The sequence below is a fragment of the Bacteroidota bacterium genome (assembly GCA_034723125.1).
Taxonomy (GTDB): Bacteria; Bacteroidota; Bacteroidia; order CAILMK01; family JAAYUY01; genus JAYEOP01.
This window is the reverse complement of record JAYEOP010000082.1, coordinates 1-4,933: the sequence shown is the minus strand read 5'-3', so window position 1 is coordinate 4,933 and position 4,933 is coordinate 1. Positions and strand designations below refer to the sequence as shown.

The window sequence follows — 4,933 nt, the reverse complement described above, 5'->3', positions numbered from 1 at the left end:
ACAGATTCACAGATTAAAATTCATTAATACCTCGTTAGAAAACTAAAGAAAATTTTACAGATCGTATGTTCACCCCTTTGTCCCCTAAAGAAGATGCCATCAGACTCAGTGAGTTTGGTTTTCCCCTTTAGGGGATTTAAGGGGTACAGCTAGGCAAATAATGAGTTTTCTTATAAGCACTAATTACAAAAAGAGTAATTTTGTAATCTGTGAATCTGTCTTTGACAGACGTAGTCTTTACTTTTTGCATGTCTTCGACAGACGAAGTCTGTGGCAAATTTGATTACCCACTGTATTTAACATAGAGCCTATAATTAGTGCTTCTTAGAGAGCTATCTATTTTTTTTAATTTTGCAAAGTTTTCTAAGAGACACTAATTAACTACATTTTAAGAATCATCTTGTTAATTATATTTTTACCATCAGTAATTTGAAGATGATAAATGCCATTTTGAGTAAAATATTTTCCGCTAATATTTATTTTCTCAACAGAATTTGCATTTGTTTCAATTTCTTTCAAATACATGAATCGTCCTAAATTATCAAAAATAGAAATGCTTATTTCGTTATCCTGCTTTGAATAAAAAGTAATTAAAATGTCATTCAAAAAGGGATTAGGATATAGCTCTAGCAATTTTAAATCTTCAGCATTCTTATTTTCTTTGAGTTTGAGCATTGCATAAGCCATTTCAAAATCAGGAATGCCATAGCCAAAGGAATCATTAGGTGTTGCATACAGATGCGAACTTTTTTCAATTATATCTTTTATTTCATAATTTGATTTCTCAGGAAAAGCACCTATAAGACATGCCACCAATCCTGTAACAACAGGACCTGATAAAGATGTTCCATTTACAAATGCAACAAATCCATCATGCAAAGAAGCTACTGCAGTTCTGTATCCCATGGCAGAAACATTAGGTTTTACTTCACCATCAGAGGAGGGACCTCTTGAGCTGAAAGGAACAATTTGTTCAAATTCATCCACAGCTCCAACCGCCAAAACTTTATTGCCATCAGCAGGAGAAGTTATGTATTTCCATGTTGATGCACCTTCATTGCCTGCACTACTTACAACAAAAACACCTTTAGTTGTTGCGATATTTGCGGCAATACTTATACGCGTTGAGTTGCCATCCATATCCGAATAGTTATGACACATTGCACTATCATCAAAAACAGAATAACCTAGAGAAGTATTGATAATGTCAGCACCGGCACTATCAGCAAATTCAGCAGCGGCTACCCATGCATCTTCTTCAATCATGTATTCGCTATAAACATTTTCTGATCTAAGCAAAATAAATGAAGCCTCGGGAGCAGTGCCCACAAGTTTTCCCCAAAGTCTTCCGCCCATTGCTGATAAAACCATCATACCATGAGAATGATCTTCATAAACCGATGAATCTCCTGTAACAAAATCATGAGTTGCTAAAATTCTATTATGTTCATGCAAATACTTAAATGCCTCCATGGAATCTACATCATAAAATCCTGCATCAATTACGGCTATTACTACACCTTCGGCATTAACACCTTTTTCATGAAGTTTGTGTCCGTTAAGCATTTCAATTTGCCTGAAAGATGCTCCATAAAAAGAATAATCATTAGAAGTAGCACTTAAATTACTTTCTGCTGAATGAATCTCTGTATTATCCTTTCTTAGTTTATATACTTTTTCCGAATTTAGTACAAAAGGCAACTTTTCAATTTCTTTTATAATCAAATAAGTATCAACTTTTATGGTTGCTGCATTTAACCATCTGGTAGTGAAAAGAATTTTTGCTCCTTTTGATTGTAAACTATCTAAATACCATGGATTAACAGGAAAATCTTGCTCAGTTATTGAAATATTTTTCATTTCTCTTCTATCAATAGCTCTTTGAGATAAAAACTCCAAAGGTTTATCAACAGAAAAAGGGCTGTTAGTTTTATCCGAAAAACGAATGTAATAAGAGTTTGATGAATTTCTTTGTGCAAAAATATTTTCTGGAAGTGTGGTAGCGGAAATTATAAATATTAAAAGTAATAGTTTATTAATTGAATTCATTTATTTCTTTTAAAAGATACCCTAAAACTAGTTGTTTCAATTGTTTTATTTAAAACTTGAAAAATCAAAATCTTCTATTGTAAAATCTGAAGGTACTTTAAACATGCTATCTTTTAATTTTTTCTTTTCAATTTTCACCACCTCAAGAATAAAATCAAAGCTTGTACCTTGCTCGTTTATTGAAGTTTGTACTTTGAGTGGGAAGCCTTCAAGTCCTTCAATAGCAAATTGTGAAACTCCCGGAGTATTTTTTACATCACTTATTTTCACATTAAAATCTTTTGAAACCCAATAAAAAGTAACAATCTCCTTTCCTTCAAGATTTGTTGTCATTTTATATTTAGTACACTTGTATCCGGCAATGATTTCTGTTGTTTTCATGTTTTCAACAACATTTTTACTTTCTTTTGAGTTTTCATCGTTGTTTTCAGATTTTATTTTTAATGCTTTTTTTTCTTCTTCTTGTAAAATATAGCTAATTTTTGTTTCAGGGTCAACAATGATAACTCCGAACATTGTTCCCATCATTCCTCCATTAATATGTAAGCGAACCATTTCGTCTTTTAAATAAAATAAATATTCGTTTGGCATCATGCCTTTTACCATAGCGGCATCTTTCCCTGTAATAGAAATATTATAAGTTATAATTCCTTCGGAGAAGTTTTGAGAATGTGCAATAGTTGCTAAAAATAAAATTAGAATAAATAATCCTGTTTTTTTCATGCTTTAATATATTTTTTGTGTCGTCAAAAGTAACAAAATTATTGCCAATTTTTTGAATAATACCAATTTAATTTCAAAACGCCAGATAAATAAATTAAATTATATTTTTCTTTTTTTAGGCAAAAATTCTTTGCATAGCTATAGCTACGGAAATAATTTTTAACGACAAAAAAGGGAAATAGAAATGATTTATATCGGGTGTTTTGATGTTAATTTGGTATAACCTTGAATAATTATAAATTCAAGCATGAGTCCACTCCTAAAAGTTGTAAAAATGAAAATAGCCACAGACTTCGTCTGTTGAAGACATGCTATGTGTAATTGAAGTAAGACTACGTCTGTCAAAGACAGATTCACAGATTTATATAAAATTAAATATGTGATAATCAGTGTAATCTGTGGTAATATTTTTCGTCAATTTCAAATATATGCATTTTCGGAGTGGACGCAAGCCCCCTTAACTTTTTGGGACTGTAAAGATAAATTTACTTCCTTGTCCTTCTTTACTTTCAATAGTAATATTTCCTTCGTTTTTCTTAACAAGTTCATTACACAATATTAATCCAAGCCCTGTACCTTTTTGTCCATTTAATCCACGTGACGCAATATTTTTGTCTATTCTAAAAAGTAGATCAATTTTTTCTTTTTTCATTCCTACTCCCGTATCGGAGACAGAAATTTCAACGTGATTATTGGTTGATTGAGAAGATATTGTAACTTTCCCGTTTTCAGGAGTAAAATTTATGGCATTAGAAATTAAATTTCGGATAACTGTATCTATTGTATTTTTATCAAAAAAAGCAATTGATGTTTTATCTACATTATTAATTAATGTAATTTTTCTTTTATTTGCTTCCACTTCAAAGAAAGAAATATTATTTTGTACAATATCATTTATTTTTTGAACTTGTGCATTAATCTCTATTGAGTTCCTTTGAATTTTTGACCATTCCAAAAGATTATTTAAAAGTCTGTAGGCATTGTTACTACTTTGAGAAACATTTTTAATCATTTGTAAAATTTCTTCTTTTTTGAAATTATCAAACTCATTAATTATTATTTCTAAAAAACCAAGTATGGAATTAAAAGGGCTTTTTAAATCATGAGCAATAATTGAGAAAAATCTATCTTTGGTAGCATTAAGCTCTTTTAAGAATTTTTCATTTTCCTTTAATTTTTTTTCTACTTTTTTCTTTTCAGTAATATCTCTTATTACACCTTGAAATTCACTGGTATTAGTCTTTTCATTTTTAATTAAAACAGAAGTTATAAGTGTATTGATTACACTTCCGTCCTTCTTTAGCATCTCTATCGGGTATTCTTTTGTAAAACCCTGTTTGATCATTTCATTAATATGAGTATCTCTATCGGATACGGTTTTATATAAATCATAAGTATTTATTTTTTTTAATTCTTCTTTATTTCTATACCCAAAAAATTCTGGAGCACTATCACTCATGTCAATCCATTTTCCTTTCTCCGAAGAAATAAAAATACAATCTTGTGAGGTTTTAAAAAAACTACGGTATTTTTCTTCACTTGCTTTAAGTTTATCCTCAATCTTTTTACGTTTACTTATATCAGTATGAGTTCCTATAAAACGTAATGGTTTTCCATCTTTATCATATTCTACAATTTTGCCTATTCCTTGTATGCAAAGCCAATCGTTATTTTTTTTCTTAAAGCGAAATTCTATTTTAAAATATTCTGATTTACCTTTAAGATAATCATTTGCTGCTTTCAACACAGAATCAATATCTTCGGGATGAACTCGTTTTGAAAATTCGCTAAACTCATGTGGAAATTCATTAGGTTCATAGCCTGCCATTTGGTAATATCTGTCATCAAAGTAAACCTTATCTGTTTTTAAATCCCAATCCCACATTCCATCATTTGAGGCTTCTATTATTTTTGAAAGTCTATTTTCACTTTCGTGTAGAGATTTTTTTATTTTTTCTGTATCAGTAATATCACTAATAATGCCTATTATTAATGAAGACTTATTTTCTTTTTGAGTAATGGTTTTGGCACGTAAAAATACATCAATAATAACTCCACTTTTATTAATGCATTTTTTTTTAATTTCAAACTCGGATTTATTTCCCTTAATTACCTCATCAAAAAGTTTTTTAATTTGTTTTAAATAATCGGGATGAGTAAT

Annotated in this window: 3 protein-coding genes; all 3 read right to left on the bottom strand. The window is 29.8% G+C overall.

Features of this window, described 5'->3' with window-relative positions; all coding sequences use genetic code 11:
* Positions 1-381: 381 nt before the first annotated feature.
* Positions 382-2,049 (bottom strand): S8 family serine peptidase, encoded by a 1,668-nt coding sequence (locus U9R42_02460; GenBank protein ID MEA3494876.1) that lies wholly within the window; start codon positions 2,047-2,049, stop codon positions 382-384.
* Positions 2,050-2,094: 45 nt separating this feature from the next.
* Complete coding sequence (locus tag U9R42_02455) at positions 2,095-2,772, bottom strand: DUF4412 domain-containing protein (protein MEA3494875.1); 678 nt, start codon at positions 2,770-2,772, stop codon at positions 2,095-2,097.
* 457 nt (positions 2,773-3,229) lie between these two features.
* A partial coding sequence (locus U9R42_02450) for a PAS domain S-box protein (GenBank protein MEA3494874.1) occupies positions 3,230-4,933 on the bottom strand: 1,704 nt, incomplete at its 5' end.

What these genes read in the sequence shown, in the direction of transcription:
- U9R42_02455 (MEA3494875.1), bottom strand. Translation starts at nt 2,772, where the DNA reads ATGAAAAAAACAGGATTATTTATTCTAATTTTATTTTTAGCAACTATT.
- U9R42_02460 (MEA3494876.1), bottom strand. Translation starts at nt 2,049, where the DNA reads ATGAATTCAATTAATAAACTATTACTTTTAATATTTATAATTTCCGCT.